Here is a 22,976-nt window from a genome sequence, read left to right as displayed (position 1 = left end):
AGAGCTGCACGAAAACGTCCAGAGGATGTGAATTGGTTCACACACACGTGGTCGCTCCGGATTTACGGTACGCCTAATTCCGCGTAGAGCGGCCCGTTCGAACTATCTCGCTCAAGAGGGAGTTCAGGCTATGGCTAGCATCGTGTTGGGAATTGTCATTTCCATTTTACTATCGACACAAGCCTCCGCAGATCAGGTCCGTGACGCCGCGTCCGACCTGGTTCCTTCGCTGGTGCGCTGGTCCATCACGTTGTTGGGCCTGGTGGTGGCAGGCCGGTTGGCCTGGCAGGCTTTTGGCCGCGCGGTCAACATTGCCGAAGTCCCGACTTTCCCGCGATACATGACGACCCGGCAGCAGTATCGATTGGGCGGGTTCATCTTTGTCGTATTCTCATGCGGCTTCTTCCTTCTTCTCATCCATGAGAACCGCGACGTCATTGCCCTGGCGCCGCTGGTTCCTGCATTTCCAGTAGCCTTCATAGAGGCTGCGAAAAGTCAGTCTGCTCCGTACCTGACCGTCGTCGCCGCAATGGGGATCGTGTATCTGTTCCTCCTGACGAAGGAGGCTCAATGGAACGTCCTGCTGATGGTGCGCGATGTGATCCAGAGCTGGATCAGCGTGCCTCAGCTCGCGAAGCAGATCATGGCGCAAATCCGCTTTTCGCTGCGTGTGCCGCAGGAGGTGCTCTCGAAAGTCATCGCGAATTCTCCAGATGTCGTCGATCAGGACTTCCGCAAGGATCCGAACACCCCGGATCGGATGTGGGCGGAAATCTGTTACATGAAATGGTGGCTGACGCAGGGACGCGACACCGGAGATGACGCCACCTTCTTCACCGAGGACAGCTTTGGTTTCGACAAGCTGATGGCAGACTTCCAGCAGGGGGCGCCGACGATGAGCCAGTGGAAGGCTGGGACGTTGACGGGCCTTGCTGCGCCCCAGGCCACGCAACTGATCAAGGACCTCTACAACCGATTTGCCCGGCTTGTCGCGTGTTACCTGATCTATCGCAACGGCTCCCGCATCGACCTGCGCAACGAGGCCAGCAAATTCGGCATCGAAATCGATGCGCCCATTCACGACAATCCGCTACGGTACTGGATCGTCTATATCATTGCCTTGATCTGCTCCGTTTATCTGGGCGTGACCATTTCGGCCGTGATTTATGACGTGCTGCAAGGCAGAGGCGTCGTCTGGGCGCAGGACCCCAATCGCTCCATTGCATGGGTCATGTATTCGCTTTGCAATTATGGATTGGCAATCGTCGTCGTTCTCTTGCTTCGATTTGCGATGTCGTCTCTGGGAAGCGATTCAGATCAGTCCCACCTCACCACTTATTGCTGGAGCTTCCTGGTCGCGCTCGCCGTAGGGCCCGCTGGTCTGACGTTGGCCGTGCATAACTTTGGCGAGGGCAATTTGCGGGAAATGTCCCTTGCCAGCCTTTACTTTGCGATGTTGCGGTGGGGCCTCGGGCCGGCGCTCGTGACAGTCTATATTTCGTACTATCTCGACAGGCAGAGCTGCTCCGATCTGCCGGACATCGACAATTCGATGCGAACGGTCGCGTGGCGACTGTTCAATTGCTTCGGCTTTGCGGCAACCAATGTGTTCTTGCTTCTGCCCCAACTGCTGTCGCTGATGGCACAGGAGGGGGCCATCTGGGAAACCAATAAGCTGCGCTTCATTGCGGCTGGGACGACGTTCTGTCTGGCATTCGGCCTCGCATTGGCCGCGCAGTTCGCGCTCAAGAAGGAGCGGATTGGAACGGTGCTGGCGCATAAACCGGCTTGACGCCAGATATGGTCGGTCGTGGCGATGATGGCATCATGCTCCTGTTTTGCCCGACGGAGCAACTGGCGCGGCCCTGCGGCCGGACGATTTTCGCACAACTGTAAGTCATTGATTTCACAACACCCGTCTACTGTGCATGGGGTTGTTTTCGCAGTTTTTTGTTTGGGGCCTACCCCGCCCCGAACGCGACCGCGACATTGTAGGTCAGAAGGCTCGCGGCATAGGCCAGCACCAGCATGTAGAAGAAGGTGACGGCCATCCAGGTCCAGCTTCCGGTCTCGCGCCGGATCACGGCCAGCGTCGATGCGCATTGCGGGGCAAAGATGTACCAGGCAAGCATCGACAGCGCGGTCGCGAGCGACCATTTCGTCGCCAGCACCTGGCCGATCTGCTCGGCCGCTTCCTTGCCGCCTTCGATCGCATAGACGGTGCCGAGCGCCGCGACCGCGACCTCGCGCGCCGCCATGCCGGGGATCAGCGCGACCGCGATCTGCCAATTGAAGCCGACCGGCGCCAGCAGCGGCTCGAGTGCCTTCCCGATGATCGCAGCGAGGCTGAAATCGATCGCCGGTTCGGTTGCGCCTGCGGGCGGCTGCGGGAACGAGGCCAGGAACCAGATCAGCACCATCATCGAGAAGATCGTGGTGCCGGCGCGGTGCAGGAACATCTTGGCCCGCGTGTAGACGCCGATCGCGATCGATTTCAGCCGCGGCATCTTGTAGTCCGGCAGCTCCAGCATGAACGGCGCCGGCGCATAGTCGCGCAGCATGAAGAATTTGATGAGAAACGAGACCAGCAGCGCGCTGATGATGCCGGCAGCGTAGAGGCCGAACATCACGAGGCCCTGGAGGTTGATGAAGCCCCAGACGTCTTTGGCCGGAATGAAGGCGGAGATGATCAGCGTGTAGACGGGAATGCGCGCCGAGCAGGTCATCAGCGGCGCGATCAGGATCGTGGTCAGCCGGTCGCGCTTGTTGTCGATCACGCGCGTCGCCATGATGCCGGGGATGGCGCAGGCGAAGCTCGACAGCAGCGGAATGAAGGCGCGGCCGTGCAGGCCGGCGCCGCCCATGATGCGGTCCATCAGGAACGCGGCGCGCGCCATGTAGCCGAAATCTTCCAGCAGCAGGATAAACAGGAAGATGATGATGATCTGCGGCAGGAACACGATGACGCTGCCGACGCCTGAGATCACGCCGTTCTGAAGGAAGCTCTGCAGCAGGCCTGCGGGTAAGGTCGCGTGCACGAACTCGCCGAGGGAGTCGAAGCCGGAATTGAGCAACTCCATCAGCGGCTGCGCCCAGGCGAACACCGCCTGGAACATCACGAACAGGATCGCCGCGAGCACGATCAGCCCCCCGACGGGATGCAGCACGACCGCGTCGATCCGCGCCGTCCAGGTGTCGGGCCGGCTGGGCAGGCTGACGCAGTCGGCGATGATGCGGTCGGCTTCGCGCTGGGTGGCGCGCAAGTCGGCCACGCTGAGCGCCCGCCAATTGTTCTCTCCCGGCTCGGCGGCGAGCTTTGCCGAAATCTCGTCGGTCAGCGACAGCAGGTCGGCCGTGCCGCCCTTGCGCACCGCGATCGAGGTGACCACGGGCACGCCGAGCTCCTTGGCGAGCCGCTCGACGTCGACAGTGATGCCGCGGCGGGTCGCGATGTCGAACATGTTGAGCACGAGGATCATCGGCCGGCCGGTGCGCTTGAGCTCCAGCAGCAGGCGGATGGTCAGGCGCAGATTGGTCGAGTCCGCCACGCACAGCACGAGGTCGGGCACGATCTCGCCGGTGGCCTTGCCGAGCACGAAGTCCCGGGTGATCTCCTCGTCCGGGCTCCGTCCGCGCAGCGAATAGGTGCCCGGCAGGTCGACCACGGAGACCTGGCGCCCCAAGGGCGTGACGAAGAAGCCTTCCTTGCGCTCGACGGTGACGCCGGGATAGTTCGCGACCTTCTGCCGGCTGCCGGTCAGCGCATTGAACAGCGAGGTCTTGCCGCTGTTTGGCGTGCCGACCAGGGCGAGATGCAGCAGGGGTGCTTCCATGGAATTGGGGTCCGGTCGCTTCAGGCGACGATAATGGCCATGGCTTCGCGACGGCGGACCGCGATGGTGATGCTGTCGACCCGCACGGCGATCGGGTCGCGGCCGACCAACCCCTCGTGCAGGATCTCGACCCGCGCGCCCTCGACGAAGCCGAGCTCGATCAGCCGACTCTCGAGTTCGATGTCCGAGAGTGCCGAGCCTGCGTCCTTGGGGGAAAGGTGCTGGATGACGCCGGTATAGCCGCGCTGGGCCAGGCCCAACGGCATCTGCGGACGCGTATCATGGATGTCGGTCATGCCCTGTATTTTCAACGCAGGGCATCGAGGTCAAGCGCGCTCGGTGGCTGGAACTGCACCTTAGAGTGATTTTAAAGTACCAGCTTCGTGACAGAGGCGATCGGCGCCAGGATCGGCGCCAAGGACCGGCGCAAAGACGGCTACTGGGCCGGGACCTTTTCCGCCTGGATAGCGGCCATGGCGCGGCTCTTGAAGTAGTCGAGCACGAACAGGCGGATCGCCGAGGACAGATTGCCCTGCTGGCGGTTGCTGTCGATCTCGCCGACCAGCTCGGACAGCGTCATGTTGCGCAGGCCCGAGATCTCCTTCATGCCGTTCCAGAACGCCTCTTCCAGGCTGACACTGGTCTTGTGGCCGGCGACGACGATCGACCGTTTCACGACGGGCGACTTCATGGCTGCTCCTCGCGATCGATCCGGTGCTGGTCCAGGTGCGTCTTCGCCTGATCCGCGCGCGTCTCCTCCGCCGACCGCTCCGCCTTCGTGCGGCCGAACTTCGTTCGGTTGGCGTCCGCCTGCTTCGCCGTGGCTTCCCGCTCGGCGCGCTTCCGGAAACGATTCAGGTTGATGACGTTCGCCATGTCGCGTCTCCATCATCCGATCCTCCGTGGGCAGGATGAAACATTCAGAAACTGTGCGCCGAATTGCGCCCGATGAGACTTGATCGCCATTCGCTTGTCCTCGTCAATCGACCCTTGGGCCATCAAACGATGAATTCCGCCCCGTGGGGGCGGAGGGGCTGCGTAACACGCGATCCCGCCGCGACATTGACGGTAATCAAATCCCGTCCTTTAAGCCCTACATTTAATGGAGCTAGGGGCTCCGTATCATTACGGATGGCTATCGGAATTCGGAATTTATCCCGGGCTGGTCATCTTCTCGGGGCGCACCAGGCGGTCGAATTCCTCGCTTGAGACGAAGCCAAGCCGCAGCGCCTCTTCCTTCAGGGTGGTGCCGTTGGCATGCGCCGTCTTGGCCACCTTGGCCGCGTTGTCGTAGCCGATCTTGGGGGCGAGCGCCGTCACCAGCATCAGCGAGCGCTGCATCAGTTCCTTGATGCGCTTCTCGTCGGCGCGGATGCCGCTGACGCAATGCTCGGTGAAGGAGCGCGCGGCGTCCGCCATCAGCCGGATCGAGTGCAGCATGTTGTAGGCCAGTACGGGCTTATAGACGTTGAGCTCGAAATGGCCCTGGCTGCCGGCGACCGTGATCGCGGTGTGATTGCCGAACACCTGGCAGCACACCATCGTCATCGCCTCGCACTGCGTCGGATTGACCTTGCCCGGCATGATCGAGGAGCCCGGCTCGTTCTCCGGCAGCATGAGTTCGCCGAGGCCCGAACGCGGACCCGATCCGAGCAGGCGGATGTCGTTGGCGATCTTGAACAGGCCTGTCGCGACCGAATTGATGGCGCCGTGCGCCGATACATAGGCGTCGTTCGAAGCCAGCGCCTCGAATTTGTTGGCCGCGCTGGTGAAGGGTAGCTTCGTAATCCCGGCAACGTGCTTTGCGAACAGTTTTGCAAAGCGCGGCTTCGAATTGAGGCCGGTGCCGACGGCGGTGCCGCCTTGCGCCAGCGGATAGAGCTCCCTCACCGCGACCTTGAGCCGGGCGATGCCGCTTTCGACCTGCGCGGCATAGCCGGAAAATTCCTGACCGAGCGTCAGCGGCGTCGCGTCCTGGGTGTGGGTGCGGCCGATCTTGACGATCTTTGCGAACTCCTTCTCCTTCTTGCGCAGTGCACGCAGCAATTCGCCAAGGGCAGGGACCAGATCGGCGGTAATGCGGCTTGCCGCCGCGATATGCATCGCGGTCGGGAACGAGTCGTTCGACGACTGGCTCATGTTGACGTGATCGTTGGGATGCACCGGCTTCTTGGCGCCAAGCTCGCCGCCCAGGATCTCATTGGCGCGGTTGGCGATGACCTCGTTGAGATTCATGTTGCTCTGGGTGCCCGAGCCGGTCTGCCACACCACCAGCGGAAAATGATCGTCCAGCTTGCCCTCGATCACCTCGCGCGCAGCGCGGATGATGGCGTTGGCGCGGCGCTGGTCGAGCAAACCGAGCTCCTGGTTGGACTGCGCTGCGGCGAGCTTGACGATGCCGAGCGCATGCACGAGCGAGATCGGCATGCGATCGATGCCGATGCGAAAATTCTGGCGCGAGCGTTCGGTCTGCGCGCCCCAATAACGATCGGCGAGGACCTCGATCGGGCCGAAGCTGTCGGTCTCGGTGCGGGTCGCCGGGCGCGAGGAGCCGTCGGTCTTCGAGGGGGAAGTCTTCGAGAGGGAAGTTTTGGCCATGAGCACATCCATTCCGCCGCGCGAAATGCCGCGCGGCCTCATCATGTGCCTCTATATAGGGAATATAGGGAGTTTGGCCGCCTGCGACGGGCGCCGACCCGATCTAGATCATTTCTTGCGGAAACGATCCAATCGCACGACTTCGGCGCCGCCCTGGTTCGGAGCCGCCGGCTCCTCAGTGCCTTCCGCAGGGTCAGTGGCAGGGGCCACCGCGACCGCGGACGGGGCGGGAGCGGCCGGCAAGGTCTCGGCCGAGACGTCGGCGACATCGGAGGTGTCGAACTGGAGGCCGAATTTCACGGACGGATCAAGGAAGCTCTTGATGGCGCTGAACGGCACGATCAGCCGCTCCGGAATGCCGCCGAAAGACAGGCCGACCTCGAAGCGGTCCTCGAGCACGGTCAAATCCCAGAACTGATGCTGCAGGATGATCGTCATTTCTTCTGGATATTGGGCCAGCAGCCGGGACGACAGCTTCACGCCCTCGGCCTTCGAGACGAAGGTGATGAAGAAATGATGCTCGCCGGGTAGTCCCTGGGACGCGGCGTCGGTCAGCACCTTGCGCAACACGCCGCGCAGCGCGTCGCGGGCCAGCACATCGTATCGGATATGATCGGTCGCCATGGTGGTCCTGTTGCATTCCAGGAGCTGGGCCCTGCCGGCCCGACTCGCCAAGCCGCAATAGTACCGCGCCTGACGGGTCAGCAGGAGTCCCCGCGGGTAGGAAATAAGAGGTAAGTGGAGGCTTCTGTTGCCAGGTGCCTCCGAACCCCGCCTAACGGAGCTTAACCCGTTAGGACTTCAGAATGGTCTTTCAAACTGCGTTACGCAGCCTGAGCAACCGGAGCAAAGTTGTCGTTGGCAACTATTGCATAGCCCGATAACGGCGGAACAATACCGGGAAAAAGAACGCCCTTTACGCCCTCGTCGATCCTATTTCGCCCCCGCCAAAGCCCGCTTTCAGGGCCAGCCCGCTGGTGGGCTTTGGTGGAGGCGCCGGGTACCGCCCCCGGGTCCGAATGGTTTATTGCGACGACCGTTTATTTCCATAGCCGGCGAACCGGCACTCCCAATATAGGGGCAAACGTTTCAAAGAACAGGTGTTTCGAGCGATCATTCCGAGGTTCCCTCTGGATAGGTTCCCGGCAGGCTTGGCCGCCTGCCGACCGGCGTTCTAAGCTCCTGACATGTCCGAGGATTCCGCACCGGTCGCCCAACAACCAGTTCAAGAGCCGGACGGTCCAGCCACCAGCGCCGTTCCGCCGGGCTTGCTCGCGCTGTTCCTCGCCTTCGCCAGGATGTCGCTGGCGGGCTTCGGAGGGGTTTTGGTATTCGCCCGGCAGGCCATCGTCGAGCAGCACCGCTGGATGACGGCGGACGAGTTCAACGAGACTTTTGCGCTCTGCCATTTCCTGCCCGGGCCCAACATCGTCAATCTCTCGATGGTGTTCGGCGCGCGGCTGCGCGGGATCGCCGGCGGCATTGCCGCCTTTGCAGGGCTGTTGCTGCCGCCCACGCTGATCATGACGGTGCTCGCGATCATCTACGCCCGGTTCGGCGATGTGGACGTGCTGCGCCGCATCCTCGCGGGCATTTCCTGTGCGGCCGTCGGCCTCTTGATCGCGGTGGTCTTCCGGATGATGACGCCGCTGCTCAAGCGGCTGGACGCCTTGGCGCTCATCCTGATGCTGGGCGTGTTCCTCGCCATCGGCGTCCTTCGCCTGCCGCTCCAGGCCGTGCTTTTGGTCGCGATCCCCGTCAGCGTCGGCGCCACTTTCCTGATGCGGCGGAAGGTAGCAGCATGAACGCGGAGAACCCGATCTGGGGGCTGATCTCGACCTTCGGTCTGATGTCGCTGTTCGCGGTCGGCGGTGCCGCGGCGGCGGTGCCCGAGATGCACCGCATCGCGGTCGATGTGCATCACTGGATGACCGACAAGCAGTTCGCCGATGCCTATGCGATCGCGCAGCTCTCACCAGGTCCGAATGTGCTTATCGTCACGTTGATCGGCTATGCTGTCGCCGGCATCCCCGGCGCCCTGGCGGCGACTTTGGCCATGTGCCTGCCCACCGCGTTGCTTGCCTATTATGTCAGCCGGCTCCTCAACCGGCCGAACCAATCGCGCTGGCCCGGGCTGATCCAGGCTGCACTGGTTCCGCTCTCGATCGGCCTGATGGCGGCGAGCGCCCTGATCCTCGCCGAGTCGACCGATCGTACGCTTGCTGCGCTGCTTCTGACCGCGACGGTTGCAGTGGTCGCATCCGTCTCGCGCATCAATCCACTATGGATTTTGCTCGTCGGGGGCTTGTTGGGTTTTGCTGGCATTGTGTAATGAAAATGGCTAGGCAGGGATCCGGGCGGGGGCATCGATTTCCAGCCGATTAGAACAACAGTGCTCGTGGCTTACGGGTCGCGGAGGAGACATGCATGGCCGATACGATGGGCCACTCGGCGACAGCCAACCGAAACACCTCGGTGGTGATCAGCTTTTGTCTGCTGGCCATAGCGCCGCAGATTTTCGAATTCATCTGGTCGTTCGGGACGATCTTTGGCTGGGGCGCTGGACGCGGGCCGGCCGCCGTCGTCATCAGCCACGCGACTGCGCTGCTCGCGGGGGCGCCCGGCGCGTTGCTCGGGGCGGTCGGCGGTGACACCAAGAAGGCGTCATCCGATGTGCTGCTGGCGCTGATCTATTCCTATCCGATCTTTGCGGTGGCGATTCTCACGTTCTTCATGACGATCAGGTCCGCGCAGGACTATGTCGGCGGAATCGTGCTGATGGCGCTCGCCTTGTTCGCACTGTGGGCCTCTAGCGATTTGCAGGGGATGCGGGGCTTCTCCTTTGGCGCCGGCACGGCGCCGCGGATGTTTGGCGGGCTCCTCGTCGCACTTGGCGCCGGCATCGCGTTGACGGGGCTGCTGACCGACGGGCCCAGCATGGCGCACTATGCCTGGCGTGGGCCGCTCTTCGTGATGTTCTCGATCGTCTTCTTCGCGCTGGCGATTCGTCCGCTTGGGGTGGTGGTAACGGCGTTCGCAAGCTTCATGATCGCGGCGATGGGTACGCATGAGACACGCTGGGTCGAAGCGCTCATTGTCGGCGCCTGCCTGACGCTCGGCTGCGCGCTGCTCTTCCCCTACGTGCTAGGCCTGCCGATGCCGATGTTCCCGCGCTTCCTGGTTCAGTGAGGGTGTGATGTTCGATCTCTTCCACAATCTGGGCCTTGGTTTCGGTGTGGTGTTTCAGATCTCCTGGTGGTCACCCTGGTGGCTCTACGGTCTGTCGCTCCCGATCTCGATCAATATTCTCATGTGCCTGATTGGCGCATTGGTTGGCACACTGGTCGGCGTGCTGCCCGGTATCGGCACCGTCGCAACCGTGGCGATGCTCCTGCCGATCACGTTCGGATTGCCGCCGGTCGGCGCGCTGATCATGCTCGCCGGCATCTATTATGGTGCCCAGTACGGCGGCTCCACCACCTCGATCCTGGTCAATATTCCCGGTGAGGCGACGTCGGTCGTTACCGCCATCGACGGTCACCAGATGGCGAAGCAAGGCCGTGCCGGCCCGGCGCTGGCGATCGCGGCGATCGGCTCGTTCTTCGCCGGATGCGTTGCGACCGTGCTCATCGCCGTGCTCGGTGCGCCGCTGACCAAGCTCGCTCTGGCGTTCGGCCCGGCGGAATATTTCTCGCTGATGGTGCTCGGCCTGATCTTTGCGGTGGTGCTGGCCAAGGGCTCGGTCCTGAAAGCGATCGCGATGATCGTGTTCGGCCTGATGCTGTCGATGGTCGGCTCCGACATCGAGACCGGCGCCTCGCGCATGGCGTTCAACATTCCGGAGCTTGCCGACGGTCTCGGCTTTGCGACGGTGGCGATGGGCGTGTTCGGCTTCGCCGAGATCATCCGCAACCTCGACGCCGGCGCCGAGATGAACCGCGACCTCGTGCAGCAGAAGATCACCGGCCTGATGCCGACCAGGAAAGACCTGATCGACTCGGCGCCTGCGATCCTGCGCGGCACCGTGCTCGGATCGATCCTCGGTATCCTGCCGGGCGGCGGCGCGGTCATCGCGTCCTTTGCGTCCTACACGCTCGAGAAGAAGATCGCCAAGAACCCGTCGCGGTTCGGCCGCGGTGCGATCGAAGGCGTGGCGGCGCCGGAAAGCGCCAACAATGCCGCGGCGCAGACCTCCTTCATCCCGCTGCTGACACTCGGCATCCCGCCCAATGCCGTGATGGCGCTGATGGTGGGCGCGATGACCATCCACGGCATCGTGCCCGGTCCGCAGGTGATGCAGAAGCAGCCGGAGCTGGTTTGGGGCATGATCGCCTCGATGTGGATTGGCAATCTGATGCTGATCATCATCAACCTGCCGCTGGTCGGAATCTGGGTGCGGCTGTTGCGCGTCCCTTACCGGCTGATGTTCCCCTCGATCGTGATCTTCTGCGCGATCGGCATCTACTCGGTGAACAACGCGCCGGTCGACGTCATCCTGGCAGGCGTGTTCGGTCTGGTCGGCTACTGGCTGATCAAGCACGATTTCGAGCCGGCGCCGCTGCTGCTCGGCATGGTGCTCGGACCGCTGATGGAAGAGAACCTGCGCCGCGCGCTGCTGATCTCGCGCGGCGACTGGAGCGTGTTCCTGACGCGTCCGCTGTCGGCCGTGCTGCTCGGCATCGCCGCTTTCCTCCTGGTGCTCACGGTGCTGCCGGCGTTGCGTGCCAAGCGCGACGAGGTGTTCACCGAATCCGAAAACTAGGGGCGCCGCCAGCGTCGGCGCGCCGTGACCCGAACCCAAGCCGGCAAGTTGGCCAGCAGGATCAATCTGATAGACAAGGGGCGGGACGCTGAGTTCCGCCCCTTGTCGTTTGCACCGGGAGCGCTCACTTTTCCGGGTATAATGCGCATGGATGGCGAATCGCCGCTGTCGCAGCGCGGGGGCGGCCGCTAAGTTCGCCGCCTCCCCAAAGGCTCACGCACATGCACCAGTATCAGGACCTGCTCGAGCGGATTCTTTCAGACGGCGCCGAAAAGACCGACCGGACCGGCACCGGCACGCTGTCGGTGTTCGGCCATCAGATGCGCTTCAACCTGTCCGCCGGTTTTCCGATGCTGACGACAAAGCGCCTGCCGCTGAAGGCGATCGTGCACGAACTGTTGTGGTTCCTGAAAGGCGATACCAACATCAAATATCTGCGCGACAACGGCGTCACCATCTGGGACGAGTGGGCCGACGCCAACGGCGATCTTGGCCCCGTCTACGGCCACCAGTGGCGCTCCTGGCCCGCGCCGGACGGACGCAGCATCGATCAGATCGCGAATGTGATCGACATGATCAAGCGCAACCCGGACTCGCGCCGCCTGATCGTCTCGGCCTGGAATCCGGCCGAGGTCGACAAGATGGCGTTGCCGCCGTGCCACTGCCTGTTCCAGTTCTATGTCGCCAACGGCAAGCTGTCGTGCCAGCTCTATCAGCGTTCGGCCGACGTGTTCCTCGGCGTCCCCTTCAACATCGCCTCCTACGCACTGCTCACCATGATGGTGGCGCAGGTCACGGGCTTGAAGCCCGGCGACTTCGTGCATTCGTTCGGTGACACCCATCTCTATTCCAACCATCTGGAGCAGGCGAAGCTCCAGCTCACGCGCGCACCGCGCGCGCTGCCGGTGATGCGGATCAACCCCGACGTGAAGGACATCTTCTCCTTCCGTTACGAGGACTTCGAGCTCGTCGGCTACGATCCGCATCCGCACATCAAGGCCGCGGTCGCGGTCTGAAGTCGATGCAGCTCAACATCCGCCGTGTGCGTCCCGGTGAGGCCGGGCTGGTTCTCGCTTTCATCCGCGAGCTCGCCGAGTACGAAAAACTTTCGCACGAGGTCGAGGCGACCGAGGCTGACATCGCCGACGCACTGTTCGGCGAACGACCGCAACTCCATTGCGCTCTCGCCGAGTGGAACGGCGAGCCGGTCGGCTTCGCGGTGTGGTTTGCGAATTTTTCGACGTTCAGCGGCCGCCACGGCATCTATCTCGAAGATTTGTATGTGCGGCCATCGCATCGGGGCAGGGGCCTCGGCAAGGCTCTGCTCGTGCACCTCGCCAGGGAATGCGTCGAGAACGGCTGGTCGCGGCTGCAATGGGCGGTGCTTGACTGGAACGCGCCGTCGATCGCGTTCTACAAATCGCTCGGTGCCATCATGCTGGAGGACTGGACGCTGTGCCGCGTCACCGGTCCGGCGCTGACGCGGCTTGCCGGGAGCGCGACCTGATGGAGATCGTCTTCGTCGTCGCGATCGCGGAGAACGGCGTCATCGGGGCCGGCAACGCAATGCCGTGGCGAATGAAATCCGACATGGCGCGCTTCAAGGCGCTCACGATCGGCAAGCCCGTGATCATGGGCCGCAGGACCTTCGAATCCCTGCCCCGGCCGCTTCCCGGCCGCACCAACATCGTCGTCACGCGCGATGCGGATTATCGCGCCGCCGGCGCCATCGTGACGACATCGACTGCCGCCGCAGACGCCATCGCGCGCGGCGATGCCCTGCGGCGTTCGGTCGCCGAGATCGCCGTGATTGGCGGCGCCGAAATCTTTCGGCAATGGCTCGATCGCGCCGATCGCCTCGAGATCACCGAAGTGCATGCCCGGCCCGAAGGCGACACGCATTTCGACATCGACAGGGCAGAGTGGGATGAGGTTGAACGCATCCGTCATCCTGCCGGACCCCACGACAGCGCCGACTACTCCTATGTGACATATCGTCGGCGGGCAGGCCATTAACCGCATTTGCCAATGTTAACATTGACTTTTCTGCCCCCAAGCTTAGCTCGGAGGGCGGCGAGGGCTGCGTTGTAAGGGACCTGCCTGTCCCCTATAAAGCCGGACCGGACAAAGCGGGCGGGGGCAATTTCACCCTGCCGAGGAGAGCGTCGAATGCCGTGGAAGAATCAGGGCGGTGGCCCATGGGGCTCGGGTCCGAAGGGACCATGGGGCAACGGCCCGCAACCGGTCGGGCCAAGGCCGCCGGATCTGGAAGATCTTCTGCGGCGCGGCCAGGATCGCCTCCAGCAGATCATGCCGGGTGGCTATTTCTCCGGCATCGGCATCACGCTGATCGTGCTGCTCATCGTCGCGTTCTGGCTGCTGTCGGGCTTCTTCCGGGTGCAGTCCGAAGAGCTCGGCGTCGTGCTGCGCTTCGGCAAGCATGTCCGCACCGTGGAGCCCGGCCTGAACTACCATCTGCCCTATCCAATCGAGACCGTGCTGCTGCCAAAGGCCTTGCGCGTTTCCACCATCTCCATCGGCATGACGCTGATCGACGACCCGGCGCGGCGCGGCCGCTCCATTCGTGACGTGCCGGAAGAGAGCCTGATGCTGACCGGCGACGAGAACATCGTCGACGTCGACTTCACCGTGCTCTGGCGCATCAAGCCCAACGGCGTCGGCGATTTCCTCTTCAACATCCAGAATCCCGAAGGCACCGTGAAGGCGGTCGCCGAGAGCGCGATGCGCGAGGTGATCGGCCGCTCGCAGATCCAGCCGATCCTGACCGGCGCGCGCAACGTTACCGAACAAGGCGTGCAGGAACTAATCCAGAAGACCCTGGACAGCTACGGCGCCGGCATTCAGATCAGCCAGGTGCAGATGCAGAAGGTCGACCCGCCGGCGCAGGTGATCGACGCCTTCCGCGACGTCCAGGCGGCGCGCGCCAATCTCGAGCAGCTGCAGAACGAGGCGCAGACGTATGCCAACCAGGTCGTGCCGCAGGCACGCGGGCGTGCGGCGCAGATCATGCAGGCCGCCGAAGGCTACAGGGAGCAGACCGTCGCCGAGGCCAAGGGCCAGAGCTCGCGCTTCCTGAAGGTTTACGAGGAATACAAGAAGGCGCCCGACGTGACGCGTGAACGGATTTATCTGGAGACGATGGAGCGCGTGCTCGGCGGTTCGGAAAAGCTCATTTATGACGGCGGCCAGTCGGGCCAGGGCGTCGTGCCTTATCTGCCGCTCAGCGAGTTGACGGCCAAGCGGCCGCCTGCAACCGGCCAGCAGACGACCGGAGGCAACCGATGAGATCTCCGGTCACAGGTATCGTCACGCTGCTCGGCCTCCTGCTCGTCGTGATCGTGGGCTACATGTCCCTGTTCACGGTGGCGCAGACCGAGCAGACCATCGTGCTGCAGTTCGGCAAGCCCGTCGATGTCGTTACCGCTCCCGGCCTGCACTTCAAGGCGCCGTGGAATTCGGTGATCAACATCGACAAGCGCATCCTCGATCTGGAGAACCCGTCGCAGGAAGCGATCGCGTCCGACCAGAAGCGGCTCGTGGTCGACGCCTTCGCGCGTTACCGCATCAAGGACGCGCTCCGCTTCTATCAGAGCATCGGCTCGATCCAGGCCGCCAACATCCAGCTCACCACGCTCTTGAACGCTGCGCTGCGCCGCGTGCTCGGCGAGGTCACCTTCATCAACGTGGTCCGCGACGACCGCGAGAAGCTGATGCAGCGCATCCGCGATCAGCTCGACCACGAGGCCGACGGCTACGGCATCCAGGTCGTCGACGTCCGGATCCGCCGCGCCGATCTGCCGGAGCAGAACAGCCAGGCGGTCTATCAGCGCATGAAGACGGAACGCGAGCGCGAAGCCGCCGAGTTCCGCGCGCAGGGCGGCCAGAAGGCCCAGGAGATCCGCTCCAAGGCCGACCGCGAGGCGACCGTGATCGAGGCGGATGCAAGGTCGCTGGCCGAGCAGACGCGCGGCGTCGGCGATGCCGAGCGCAACCGTCTGTTCGCCGAAGCCTACGGCCAGGACGCGGATTTCTTCGCCTTCTACCGTTCGATGGCGGCCTATGAGACCGGGCTGCGCGCGAACGACACCCGCTTCCTGCTGCGCCCGGACTCGGATTTCTTCCGGTTCTTTGGTAACCCGTCCGGCAAGACGGCGACCACGACGCCAGCGAAGCCGTAAGTGAGACAAGGGCGGCAAGTCTGGCCGCCCTTCGTCCAGACAAGAACAGCACAACGGGAGGTTCCAATCCGATGAGGTCCATTGCGTTCGCCGACTTCCTCATCGGTTTGGGCATCCTGTTCGTGCTGGAAGGCTTGATGTTCGCGGCAAGTCCGGCCTGGATGCGCAAGGCCATGAAAAGCGCGATGGCCACGCCGGATAACGTCCTGCGGGCGGTCGGCATTGGTTCGGCCGTGGCCGGCCTGGTCCTGATCTGGGTTATGCGACGTCCAATTTAGCCGTCGCACCAACGCCAAAGTGAAGGCGAGGGACCGGTTTTCGCCTTATTATCCGGGTCTTGAGGCCCGTTAAGGTCCGCGCTTGCGCCGTCCCCCCGTTCGAGCGCAGTCTTGACGTCGAATCCTTGTTTCCTGGAGATCACAATGACCGCTGCCACCATTGCCCCGACCCGTTTGCGCTTAGGGCTGGCCGCGCTCGCCGTTGGCGCTTTCAGCGCACTCGGCACACCGGCCTATGCGCGCGGACCGGATGGCATCGCCGACGTCGCCGAGAAGGTGATTGACGCGGTCGTCAACATCTCGACCTCGCAGACCGTCGAAGCCAAGGGCGGGGGCGGCGGCAGCAATGCCATGCCGCAACTGCCGCCCGGTTCGCCCTTCGAGGAGTTCTTCGACGACTTCTTCAAGAACCGCAAGGGTCCCGGCGGCGGCAGCAAGGGCGGCGAGAACAGCCCGGCGCCGCGCAAGACCAACTCGCTCGGAAGTGGCTTCATCATCGACACGTCAGGCGTCGTCGTCACCAACAACCATGTCATCGCGGACGCCGATGAGATTAACGTCATTCTCAACGACGGGACCAAGATCAAGGCCGAACTGGTCGGAGTCGACAAGAAGACCGACCTTGCCGTGCTCAAGTTCAAGCCGTCGAAGCCGCTGGTGTCGGTGAAGTTCGGTGATTCCGACAAGCTGCGCCTCGGCGACTGGGTCGTCGCGATCGGCAATCCTTTCAGCCTCGGCGGCACCGTGACGGCCGGTATCGTTTCGGCGAAGAACCGTGACATCTCCTCAGGTCCCTACGACAGCTACATTCAGACCGACGCCTCCATCAACCGCGGAAATTCCGGCGGTCCGCTGTTCAACCTCGATGGCGACGTCATCGGCGTCAACACGCTGATCATCTCGCCGTCCGGCGGCTCGATCGGCATCGGCTTCGCCGTACCGTCGAAGACGGTGGCGGGTGTCGTCGACCAGCTCCGCCAGTTCGGCGAATTGCGCCGCGGCTGGCTTGGCGTGCGCATCCAGAGCGTCACCGACGAGATCGCCGAGAGCCTCAACATCAAGCCGCCGCGCGGCGCGCTGGTTGCCGGTGTCGACGACAAGGGCCCGGCCAAACCGGCCGGCATCGAGCCCGGCGACGTCGTCGTCAAGTTCGACGGCAAGGACGTCAAGGACCCGAAGGATCTGTCTCGCGTGGTCGCCGACACGGCGGTCGGCAAGGAGGTCGACGTCGTCATCATCCGCAAGAGCCAGGAGGAAACCAAGAAGGTCACGCTCGGCCGGTTGCAGGATGCCGACAAGGTGCAGGCCGCGGTGAAGACCGACGAGCCTCCGCCTGAAAAGACCGTGACACAGAAGGCGCTCGGCCTCGATCTCGCCGCGCTGAGCAAGGACCTGCGTGCGCGCTACAAGATCAAGGACAGCGTCAAGGGCGTGGTCGTCACCAATGTCGACGCCAATTCGGATGCCGCCGAGAAGCGCCTCTCGGCCGGCGACGTCATTGTCGAGGTGGCGCAGGAGGCCGTCTCCAGCGGCGCCGACATCCAGAAACGGGTCGACCAGCTCAAGAAGGACGGCAAGAAATCGGTGCTGCTGCTGGTGTCGAACGCCGACGGCGAGCTGCGTTTTGTCGCGCTGAGCGTGCAGTAAGAGCGCTCGCTTTCACCTCTCGTCATGGCCGGGCTTGACCCGGCCGTCCACGCCTTGCCATGCGGACGAGCGTAACGTGGATGCCCGGGACAAGCCCGGGCATGACGGCGGAGAGGAGGAGGCTACGCCTCCACGAACTCCTCGCGCCGATACCCCTGCGCGTACAGCAGCGCGGTGAGATCGCCATGATCGATCCGCGCCGCCGCAGCGGCGGCCACCGCGGGCTTGGCGTGATACGCCACGCCCAGCCCCGCCGCCTGGATCATCCCGAGATCATTGGCGCCGTCGCCGACCGCCAGCGAGTCGATGTCGTCGAGATCGAACGATTCCATCAGATCCACCAGCGTCGCGAGCTTTGCCGCGCGCCCCAAAATCGGCTCCTTCACCTCGCCAGTGAACTTGCCGTCGCGGACGACGAGCTCGTTGGCGCGGTTCTCCTGGAAACCGATCCTGGTGGCGACCGCGCTGGTGAAAAGCGTGAAGCCGCCGGAGACGAGGCAGGCATAGGCGCCATGGGCGCGCATGGTCGCGACCAGTTCGCGGCCACCCGGCGTCAGCGTAATGCGCTTGGCCAGCACCTCGTCGACGGCACTGGCGGGAAGGTCCTTGAGCAGCGCGACGCGCTCGCGCAGCGCCGGCTCGAACTCGATCTCGCCGCGCATCGCGCGCTCGGTGATGGCGGCCACATGGGCCTTCACCCCGACGAAATCGGCGAGCTCGTCGATGCATTCCTGACCGATCATGGTGGAATCCATGTCGGCGAGAAAAAGCTTCTTGCGCCGGAAGCCGACTGGCTGCACCACGATGTCGATGGGCAGGTCGCCGCGAAGCTCGCGGAGCCGCTGCTCGATGGCGTGACGGTCGCCTTCGAGGTTACTGTCGGCGCCGAATGGGATGTCGACTGCAACCCCGTCGAACAGCCAGTGCGCGGGAGCTGCCTGAGGCAGCACGGCGCGGGCGCCGTCGACGATGGTCGAGTCGAGCGCGGGATTATTCGGGTTGCAGATCAGCGTGGCAACGAGGGACATTTGAGGTTTTCGTGAGCGAGGGGCAAGTCGGCAGAAGGCATGTTGGCAAGGCGGTGCTTATCGCAGGCCCGACCGCCAGCGGCAAGTCGGCGCTGGCGCTCGAGCTTGCGCTCGCTGCGGGCGGGGTCGTGATCAATGCCGATTCCATGCAGGTCTACCGTGACCTCCGCATCATCACCGCGCGCCCCACCCTTGGCGACGAGGCGCAGGTGCCTCATCGCCTGTACGGCCATGTCGATGCGGCCGTGAATTTTTCAGCCGGTGCCTGGGTGGGCGACGCGGCCAAGGCGCTCGAAGCGGCGAAAGCCGAAGGGCGCCTGCCGATCTTCATCGGCGGCACCGGGCTCTATTTCAAGGCGCTCACGGCGGGCCTTTCCGTGGTGCCACCGATCCCTCTCGAGGTGCGCGAGGACGTCCGGGCGCGGCTGGAGCGGAACGGCGTCGAAGCGCTGCACGACGAACTCGCAGCCTCCGATCCGCGGGCGGCCGAGCGCTTGAACCGTCGCGATCGCACGCGCATTGCGCGCGCGCTCGAAGTGGTCGAAGCCACCGGCCGTTCGCTGCTGGACTGGCATCATGAGGGCCAGCCGCCGCTCTTGCCCAAGGACAGTTTTCGGGCGGTGTTCCTCGCGCCCGAGCGCGACGAGCTCTATGCGCGCATCGACGCCCGCTTCGACGCCATGTTGGGTGCCGGCGCGCTAGAGGAGGCGGTGCGTCTCGCCGCCCGAAACCTCGATCCGCTGCTGCCGGCGATGAAGGCTCATGGCGTGCCGGCGCTAATCCGGCATCTGCGCGGTGAGCTCAGCCTGGAGCAGGCGGCGACCATCGGCCGCGCCGACACCCGCCACTACGCCAAGCGGCAGTTCACCTGGTTCCGGCACCAATTGCCCGAATTCGAGTGGGTGAAGCCGGGGGAGATTCGGGGCTGGCTGGCGGCGATCGTGAACGCGGCGCGGGACCAAGGCTGACACGCTTTTGTGCCTCGGCTCCCGAATTTACCTCTCGCCCAACCCCGGGAACACCGCTACACTGCCAAAATCGCGCGGGAACGGCCGCATTGCCTTGACATCGGGGCGCTGGCCGCTATGTTTCGCGCAACCTTTGGGAAGCCGGGCACCTGCCATGCGTAACATTATTACCAAACTCCTTATCGCCGTCGTACCCAGGGACACCGCCGGGGGTGGCTAGCTGCCATCCACATGACAGGCGGTGTGCATGGGCCCTCTTCGGGGCCTTTTTTATTTCCGAAAACCCGACACGAACGAAGCCGCTGACAACAGCGCATCCGGAGCAAGCCAATGAGCGACAAGAGCCACGATCCGAACCAGATGACCGGCGCCGCGATGATCGTCCGCGCGCTCATCGATCATGGCGTGACCGACATTTTCGGCTACCCCGGCGGCGCGGTGCTCCCGATCTACGACGAGATCTTCCAGCAAAGCGAGGTCCAGCACATCCTGGTTCGGCATGAGCAGGGCGCGGGCCACGCCGCCGAGGGCTATGCGCGTTCGACCGGCAGGCCGGGCGTTGCACTGGTGACCTCCGGCCCCGGCGCCACCAACATGGTGACGCCGCTCACCGACGCGCTGATGGACTCGATCCCGCTGGTCTGCATCTCCGGCCAGGTGCCGACGCACCTGATCGGCAACGACGCGTTCCAGGAATGCGACACCGTCGGCATCACGCGCCCCTGCACCAAGCACAACTGGCTGGTGCGCGACGTCAACGATCTCGCAAAGGTGCTGCACGAGGCGTTTTACGTTGCGACCACGGGTCGGCCGGGCCCGGTGCTCGTCGACGTGCCCAAGGACGTGCAGTTCGCGACCGGCACCTATCATCCGCCGCGCAAATCCGACGTGCATCGCTCCTACGCGCCGCGCGTGAAGGGCGATGCGACGCAAATCCGCAAGGCCGTCGCGCTGCTCGCAGGCGCCAAGCGCCCCGTGATCTATAGCGGCGGCGGCGTGATCAATTCCGGTCCCGAGGCGACCAGGCTGCTGCGCGAGCTGGTCGAGGTCACCGGCTTTCCGATCACCTCCACCCTGATGGGCCTCGGCGCATATCCCGCCTCGGGCAAGAGCTGGCTCGGCATGCTCGGCATGCACGGCACCTATGAAGCCAACATGACCATGCATGATTGCGACGTCATGCTGTGCGTCGGCGCGCGCTTCGACGACCGCATCACCGGCCGCGTCGATGCGTTCTCGCCGGGGTCGAAGAAGATCCACATCGACATCGACCCGTCTTCGATCAACAAGAACATCCGCGTCGACGTGCCGATCATCGGCGACTGCGGCAACATCCTCGGCGACATTCTCCAGGTGTTCAAGGCGGAGGCGAAGAAGCCCGACATCAAGGCCTGGTGGCAGCAGATCGCGCAGTGGCGCGCCCGCAACTCGCTCTATTTCAGGAAGAGCAACGACGTCATCCTGCCGCAGCATGCGATCCAGAGCCTGTTCGAGGCGACGCGTGGCAAGGACACCTACATCACCACCGAGGTTGGCCAGCATCAGATGTGGGCCGCGCAGTTCTACGGCTTCGAGGAGCCGCATCGCTGGATGACCTCGGGCGGTCTCGGCACCATGGGCTACGGCCTGCCGGCCGCGGTTGGCGTGCAGGTTGCCCATCCCGACAGCCTCGTCATCGACATCGCGGGTGATGCCTCGGTGCAGATGACGATGCAGGAGATGTCGACGGCTGTGCAGTACGAGCTGCCGATCAAGATCTTCATCCTGAACAACCAGTACATGGGCATGGTGCGGCAGTGGCAGCAGCTGCTCCATGGCAACCGCCTGTCGCATTCCTATTCGGAGGCGATGCCGGACTTCGTCAAGCTCGCGGAAGCCTACGGCGGCGTCGGCCTCCAGGTGCACAAGCCCGGTGATCTCGACGGAGCCATCCAGGAGATGATCTCGGTCAAGCGCCCGGTGCTGTTCGACTGCCGCGTCGCGTCGCTGGAAAACTGTTTCCCGATGATCCCCTCCGGCAAGGCGCACAACGAGATGCTGTTGCCGGAGCAGGCCAACGACGAAGCCACGGCGAAGGCGTTCGCCGGCGGTAAGGCGCTGGTGTGAGCGTGATGTTCGACCTGAACGAGCTCGAACGCGCACATGCGATCGTGGGGCAGGCGGTGCCGGCAACGCCGGCGCACGCCTGGCCGCTGCTCGCCGAGCGGCTCGGCACGCAGGTCGTGGTCAAGCACGAGAATCACACGCCGACGGGCGCCTTCAAGGTGCGCGGCGGGTTGGTCTATCTCGATCGGCTGAAGCGCGAACGGCCGAACATTCCGGGCATCATCTCGGCGACGCGCGGCAATCATGGCCAGAGCCTCGCCTTTGCGGCGAGCCGCCATGGCGTAACTGCCGTGATCTATGTGCCGCGCGGCAATTCGGTCGAGAAGAACCGCGCGATGAAGGCGTTCGGCGCCGAACTCGTTGAGCACGGCGAGGACTTTCAGGCCGCACGCGAGGAAGCCGGACGCCACGCGCAGTTCGCCGGGCTGCACATGGTGCCGTCGTTCCATACGGACCTGGTGCTGGGCGTGGCGACCTATGCGCTCGAATTGTTCCGGGCCGCGCCCGATCTCGACATCCTCTATGTGCCGATCGGGCAAGGCTCGGGGATCTGCGGCTGTATCATGGCGCGCGATCTGCTCGGCCTGAAGACCGAGATCGTGGGCGTGCAGTCAACCGAGGCGCCGTCCTACGCGCTGTCGTTCGCGGCGGGTCAGGTGGTGACCACCGAGACCAGCAACACGCTCGCGGACGGCATGGCGACGCGGATTCCCGATCCGGAAGCGCTCGCGGTCATCCTCAAGGGCGCCTCGCGTATCGTCCAGGTGACGGACGATGAAATCGCGCTCGCGATCCATGCGCTCTGGACCGACACGCACAATCTCGCCGAAGGCGCCGGCGCCGCCGCGCTCGCCGCGGCGCTTCAGGACAAGACAGGATTGTCGGGCAAGCGCGTCGGTCTCGTGCTGACCGGCGGCAATATCGATTTCGATCTGTTCCGCGGTTGGGTCGGGACGGATGCGCCGGTCGCTCATCGGGCGACGGCGTGACGACGAGAATAAAGGGGACGACAATGAACCAGCCCGCATCCGCCTATTTCATCGAGGAACGCCACGACCCGAACGAGACGCACACGCTTTCGGTGCTCGTGCAGAACGAGCCCGGCGTGCTCGCGCGTGTCATCGGCCTGTTCTCGGGGCGCGGCTACAACATCGAGAGCCTCACGGTCTCGGAGACCGAGAGCCAGAAGCATCTCTCGCGCATCACCATCGTCACCACGGGTACGCCCATGGTGATCGAGCAGATCAAGCATCAGCTCGACCGCATGATCCCGGTCTATCGCGTCGTCGACATGACGCTGACCAAGCGCTCGATCGAGCGCGAGCTGGCGATGGTCAAGGTGCGCGGGCAGGGCGAGCATCGCGTCGAGGCGCTGCGGCTGGCGGACGCGTTCCGCGCCCGCGTGATCGACGCCACCACCGAGAGCTTCGTGTTCGAGATCACAGGCAATACAGACAAGATCAATCAGTTTATCGACCTGATGCGTCCGCTTGGCCTCGTCGAAGTGTCGCGCACCGGTGTTGCCGCGATTGGCCGCGGGCCTGAAGGAATGTGAGC

General features: G+C 63.9%; 23 protein-coding genes and 1 other RNA gene. 16 read left to right on the top strand and 8 right to left on the bottom strand.

The genetic code is table 11. From position 1 onward, the window contains the following. Nucleotides 1–130: 130 nt before the first annotated feature. Nucleotides 131–1,792 carry a hypothetical protein gene (locus tag ACFQX9_RS12530; RefSeq protein WP_018454323.1) on the top strand — a complete coding sequence of 554 codons (1,662 nt, stop codon included), beginning with the start codon at nt 131–133 and terminating at the stop codon, nt 1,790–1,792. 169 nt (nt 1,793–1,961) lie between these two features. Here ACFQX9_RS12530 and ACFQX9_RS12525 read toward each other — a convergent pair whose 3' ends face one another. The 7 genes from ACFQX9_RS12525 to ssrA all read right to left on the bottom strand — a co-directional run bounded on the left by ACFQX9_RS12525 (nt 1,962) and on the right by ssrA (nt 7,535). After that, nucleotides 1,962–3,833, bottom strand: a complete 1,872-nt coding sequence (locus ACFQX9_RS12525) for a ferrous iron transporter B (RefSeq protein WP_018454324.1) — start codon at nt 3,831–3,833, stop codon at nt 1,962–1,964. Nucleotides 3,834–3,853: 20 nt separating this feature from the next. Next, nucleotides 3,854–4,129 (bottom strand): FeoA family protein, encoded by a 276-nt coding sequence (locus ACFQX9_RS12520; RefSeq protein ID WP_018454325.1) that lies wholly within the window; start codon nt 4,127–4,129, stop codon nt 3,854–3,856. 140 nt (nt 4,130–4,269) lie between these two features. Further along, entirely contained in the window at nt 4,270–4,524 is a 255-nt protein-coding gene (locus ACFQX9_RS12515) for a ribbon-helix-helix domain-containing protein (RefSeq protein WP_018454326.1), read from the bottom strand. After that, nucleotides 4,521–4,709: a DUF4169 family protein gene (locus tag ACFQX9_RS12510; protein WP_085350267.1), complete on the bottom strand. Its 189-nt coding sequence runs from the start codon at nt 4,707–4,709 to the stop codon at nt 4,521–4,523. Before ACFQX9_RS12510 ends, ACFQX9_RS12515 begins: the two co-directional genes overlap by 4 nt. Nucleotides 4,710–4,985: 276 nt before the next feature. Further along, a complete protein-coding gene (gene fumC / locus ACFQX9_RS12505; RefSeq protein WP_240543990.1) occupies nt 4,986–6,431 on the bottom strand; it encodes a class II fumarate hydratase in 1,446 nt (481 codons plus the stop codon). A 108-nt stretch (nt 6,432–6,539) separates the two neighbouring features. Further along, entirely contained in the window at nt 6,540–7,055 is a 516-nt protein-coding gene (locus tag ACFQX9_RS12500; RefSeq protein ID WP_018454329.1) for an SspB family protein, read from the bottom strand. Between the two features lie 113 nt (nt 7,056–7,168). Then, nucleotides 7,169–7,535, bottom strand: a transfer-messenger RNA (tmRNA) gene (gene ssrA / locus ACFQX9_RS12495). A gap of 83 nt (nt 7,536–7,618) precedes the next feature. Here ssrA and ACFQX9_RS12490 point away from each other — a divergent pair. The 11 genes from ACFQX9_RS12490 to ACFQX9_RS12440 all read left to right on the top strand — a co-directional run bounded on the left by ACFQX9_RS12490 (nt 7,619) and on the right by ACFQX9_RS12440 (nt 17,317). Next, on the top strand, nt 7,619–8,236 hold the full coding sequence (locus ACFQX9_RS12490; RefSeq protein ID WP_018454330.1) for a chromate transporter: 618 nt from the start codon (nt 7,619–7,621) through the stop codon (nt 8,234–8,236). After that, nucleotides 8,233–8,763 carry a chromate transporter gene (locus ACFQX9_RS12485; RefSeq protein WP_018454331.1) on the top strand — a complete coding sequence of 177 codons (531 nt, stop codon included), beginning with the start codon at nt 8,233–8,235 and terminating at the stop codon, nt 8,761–8,763. The genes ACFQX9_RS12490 and ACFQX9_RS12485 overlap by 4 nt, the downstream gene beginning before the upstream one ends. A 95-nt stretch (nt 8,764–8,858) precedes the next feature. Next, nucleotides 8,859–9,620 (top strand): tripartite tricarboxylate transporter TctB family protein, encoded by a 762-nt coding sequence (locus ACFQX9_RS12480; RefSeq protein WP_018454332.1) that lies wholly within the window; start codon nt 8,859–8,861, stop codon nt 9,618–9,620. Between the two features lie 7 nt (nt 9,621–9,627). After that, nucleotides 9,628–11,193, top strand: coding sequence for a tripartite tricarboxylate transporter permease (locus tag ACFQX9_RS12475; protein WP_018454333.1), 1,566 nt, complete (start codon nt 9,628–9,630; stop codon nt 11,191–11,193). Nucleotides 11,194–11,414: 221 nt separating this feature from the next. Continuing rightward, entirely contained in the window at nt 11,415–12,209 is a 795-nt protein-coding gene (locus ACFQX9_RS12470; RefSeq protein ID WP_007613362.1) for a thymidylate synthase, read from the top strand. Between the two features lie 5 nt (nt 12,210–12,214). Continuing rightward, nucleotides 12,215–12,700 carry a GNAT family N-acetyltransferase gene (locus ACFQX9_RS12465; RefSeq protein WP_018454334.1) on the top strand — a complete coding sequence of 162 codons (486 nt, stop codon included), beginning with the start codon at nt 12,215–12,217 and terminating at the stop codon, nt 12,698–12,700. Next, complete coding sequence (locus tag ACFQX9_RS12460; protein ID WP_018454335.1) at nt 12,700–13,209, top strand: dihydrofolate reductase; 510 nt, start codon at nt 12,700–12,702, stop codon at nt 13,207–13,209. Before ACFQX9_RS12465 ends, ACFQX9_RS12460 begins: the two co-directional genes overlap by 1 nt. 153 nt (nt 13,210–13,362) lie before the next feature. Further along, nucleotides 13,363–14,499 carry an FtsH protease activity modulator HflK gene (hflK, locus tag ACFQX9_RS12455; RefSeq protein WP_007600977.1) on the top strand — a complete coding sequence of 379 codons (1,137 nt, stop codon included), beginning with the start codon at nt 13,363–13,365 and terminating at the stop codon, nt 14,497–14,499. Then, nucleotides 14,496–15,392 carry a protease modulator HflC gene (hflC, locus tag ACFQX9_RS12450; protein WP_018454336.1) on the top strand — a complete coding sequence of 299 codons (897 nt, stop codon included), beginning with the start codon at nt 14,496–14,498 and terminating at the stop codon, nt 15,390–15,392. The genes hflK and hflC overlap by 4 nt, the downstream gene beginning before the upstream one ends. A gap of 71 nt (nt 15,393–15,463) precedes the next feature. Next, entirely contained in the window at nt 15,464–15,670 is a 207-nt protein-coding gene (locus ACFQX9_RS12445) for a DUF2065 domain-containing protein (protein WP_018454337.1), read from the top strand. A 144-nt stretch (nt 15,671–15,814) separates the two neighbouring features. After that, nucleotides 15,815–17,317: a Do family serine endopeptidase gene (locus ACFQX9_RS12440; protein WP_018454338.1), complete on the top strand. Its 1,503-nt coding sequence runs from the start codon at nt 15,815–15,817 to the stop codon at nt 17,315–17,317. Nucleotides 17,318–17,439: 122 nt separating this feature from the next. Here ACFQX9_RS12440 and serB read toward each other — a convergent pair whose 3' ends face one another. Then, nucleotides 17,440–18,345, bottom strand: coding sequence for a phosphoserine phosphatase SerB (serB, locus tag ACFQX9_RS12435; protein ID WP_377788723.1), 906 nt, complete (start codon nt 18,343–18,345; stop codon nt 17,440–17,442). Nucleotides 18,346–18,356: 11 nt separating this feature from the next. Here serB and miaA point away from each other — a divergent pair, with 11 nt between their 5' ends. From miaA to ilvN, 4 genes are all read left to right on the top strand, one after another. Further along, on the top strand, nt 18,357–19,313 hold the full coding sequence (miaA, locus tag ACFQX9_RS12430; protein WP_018454340.1) for a tRNA (adenosine(37)-N6)-dimethylallyltransferase MiaA: 957 nt from the start codon (nt 18,357–18,359) through the stop codon (nt 19,311–19,313). Nucleotides 19,314–19,643: 330 nt separating this feature from the next. Beyond that, a complete protein-coding gene (locus ACFQX9_RS12425) occupies nt 19,644–21,419 on the top strand; it encodes an acetolactate synthase 3 large subunit (protein ID WP_018454341.1) in 1,776 nt (591 codons plus the stop codon). A 5-nt stretch (nt 21,420–21,424) separates the two neighbouring features. Further along, on the top strand, nt 21,425–22,408 hold the full coding sequence (locus ACFQX9_RS12420; RefSeq protein ID WP_377788721.1) for a threonine dehydratase: 984 nt from the start codon (nt 21,425–21,427) through the stop codon (nt 22,406–22,408). 23 nt (nt 22,409–22,431) lie between these two features. Continuing rightward, the gene (gene ilvN, locus ACFQX9_RS12415) at nt 22,432–22,974 is read left to right on the top strand and encodes an acetolactate synthase small subunit (protein ID WP_007613340.1); all 543 of its coding nucleotides are present in this window, start codon (nt 22,432–22,434) and stop codon (nt 22,972–22,974) included. The last annotated feature ends 2 nt before the right edge of the window (nt 22,975–22,976 follow it).

The sequence above is a fragment of the Bradyrhizobium sp. GCM10028915 genome, from assembly GCF_042666195.1.
GTDB classification, from domain to species: Bacteria; Pseudomonadota; Alphaproteobacteria; order Rhizobiales; family Xanthobacteraceae; genus Bradyrhizobium; species Bradyrhizobium canariense_D.
This window is presented reverse-complemented; position numbering and strand designations above follow the sequence as displayed.

What these genes read in the sequence shown, in the direction of transcription:
- ACFQX9_RS12490 (WP_018454330.1), top strand. Translation starts at nt 7,619, where the DNA reads ATGTCCGAGGATTCCGCACCGGTCGCCCAACAACCAGTTCAAGAGCCG.
- ACFQX9_RS12460 (WP_018454335.1), top strand. Translation starts at nt 12,700, where the DNA reads ATGGAGATCGTCTTCGTCGTCGCGATCGCGGAGAACGGCGTCATCGGG.
- ACFQX9_RS12440 (WP_018454338.1), top strand. Translation starts at nt 15,815, where the DNA reads ATGACCGCTGCCACCATTGCCCCGACCCGTTTGCGCTTAGGGCTGGCC.
- fumC (WP_240543990.1), bottom strand. Translation starts at nt 6,431, where the DNA reads ATGGCCAAAACTTCCCTCTCGAAGACTTCCCCCTCGAAGACCGACGGC.
- ACFQX9_RS12420 (WP_377788721.1), top strand. Translation starts at nt 21,425, where the DNA reads ATGTTCGACCTGAACGAGCTCGAACGCGCACATGCGATCGTGGGGCAG.
- ACFQX9_RS12510 (WP_085350267.1), bottom strand. Translation starts at nt 4,709, where the DNA reads ATGGCGAACGTCATCAACCTGAATCGTTTCCGGAAGCGCGCCGAGCGG.
- hflC (WP_018454336.1), top strand. Translation starts at nt 14,496, where the DNA reads ATGAGATCTCCGGTCACAGGTATCGTCACGCTGCTCGGCCTCCTGCTC.
- ACFQX9_RS12475 (WP_018454333.1), top strand. Translation starts at nt 9,628, where the DNA reads ATGTTCGATCTCTTCCACAATCTGGGCCTTGGTTTCGGTGTGGTGTTT.
- ACFQX9_RS12530 (WP_018454323.1), top strand. Translation starts at nt 131, where the DNA reads ATGGCTAGCATCGTGTTGGGAATTGTCATTTCCATTTTACTATCGACA.
- ACFQX9_RS12425 (WP_018454341.1), top strand. Translation starts at nt 19,644, where the DNA reads ATGAGCGACAAGAGCCACGATCCGAACCAGATGACCGGCGCCGCGATG.
- ACFQX9_RS12470 (WP_007613362.1), top strand. Translation starts at nt 11,415, where the DNA reads ATGCACCAGTATCAGGACCTGCTCGAGCGGATTCTTTCAGACGGCGCC.
- serB (WP_377788723.1), bottom strand. Translation starts at nt 18,345, where the DNA reads ATGTCCCTCGTTGCCACGCTGATCTGCAACCCGAATAATCCCGCGCTC.
- ACFQX9_RS12520 (WP_018454325.1), bottom strand. Translation starts at nt 4,129, where the DNA reads ATGACCGACATCCATGATACGCGTCCGCAGATGCCGTTGGGCCTGGCC.
- ilvN (WP_007613340.1), top strand. Translation starts at nt 22,432, where the DNA reads ATGAACCAGCCCGCATCCGCCTATTTCATCGAGGAACGCCACGACCCG.
- ACFQX9_RS12445 (WP_018454337.1), top strand. Translation starts at nt 15,464, where the DNA reads ATGAGGTCCATTGCGTTCGCCGACTTCCTCATCGGTTTGGGCATCCTG.
- ACFQX9_RS12515 (WP_018454326.1), bottom strand. Translation starts at nt 4,524, where the DNA reads ATGAAGTCGCCCGTCGTGAAACGGTCGATCGTCGTCGCCGGCCACAAG.
- hflK (WP_007600977.1), top strand. Translation starts at nt 13,363, where the DNA reads ATGCCGTGGAAGAATCAGGGCGGTGGCCCATGGGGCTCGGGTCCGAAG.
- ACFQX9_RS12465 (WP_018454334.1), top strand. Translation starts at nt 12,215, where the DNA reads ATGCAGCTCAACATCCGCCGTGTGCGTCCCGGTGAGGCCGGGCTGGTT.
- ACFQX9_RS12500 (WP_018454329.1), bottom strand. Translation starts at nt 7,055, where the DNA reads ATGGCGACCGATCATATCCGATACGATGTGCTGGCCCGCGACGCGCTG.
- ACFQX9_RS12480 (WP_018454332.1), top strand. Translation starts at nt 8,859, where the DNA reads ATGGCCGATACGATGGGCCACTCGGCGACAGCCAACCGAAACACCTCG.
- ACFQX9_RS12485 (WP_018454331.1), top strand. Translation starts at nt 8,233, where the DNA reads ATGAACGCGGAGAACCCGATCTGGGGGCTGATCTCGACCTTCGGTCTG.
- ACFQX9_RS12525 (WP_018454324.1), bottom strand. Translation starts at nt 3,833, where the DNA reads ATGGAAGCACCCCTGCTGCATCTCGCCCTGGTCGGCACGCCAAACAGC.